Source organism: Lyngbya sp. CCY1209, assembly GCF_035615495.1.
GTDB lineage: Bacteria > Cyanobacteriota > Cyanobacteriia > Cyanobacteriales > Microcoleaceae > Limnospira.
Genome location: NZ_JAJENU010000345.1, coordinates 1 through 278, shown reverse-complemented (window position 1 = coordinate 278; position 278 = coordinate 1). Strand labels below are relative to the sequence as shown.

At 47.1% G+C, this 278-nt stretch carries 1 protein-coding gene; it reads left to right on the top strand.

All coding sequences use genetic code 11. The annotated features are described in order from the left end of the window. A partial coding sequence (locus tag LKE08_RS09695; RefSeq protein ID WP_324704016.1) for a reverse transcriptase N-terminal domain-containing protein occupies positions 1-278 on the top strand: 278 nt, incomplete at both ends.

Sequence of the window (278 nt, the reverse complement as noted above, 5' to 3'; positions counted from 1 at the left end):
TTCAAGTTGCAAAAACGTATCTATCAAGCGGCTCAATCGGGACAGGACGCAAAAGCTAGAAGGTTACAGAGACTCCTGTTGAAGTCATACTACGCAAGGCTCTTAGCGGTGAGGCGAGGGACCCAAGATAACCAAGGCAAGAAAACTGCCGGAGTGGATGGAGTGATAGCAATATCCCCAAAACAAAGGTTTGAACTTGCCGAGGAAATCAAAGGAAACTTCAAAGCCAAGCCATTACGGAGAGTTTGGATACCAAAACCCGGACGGGATGAAAAACG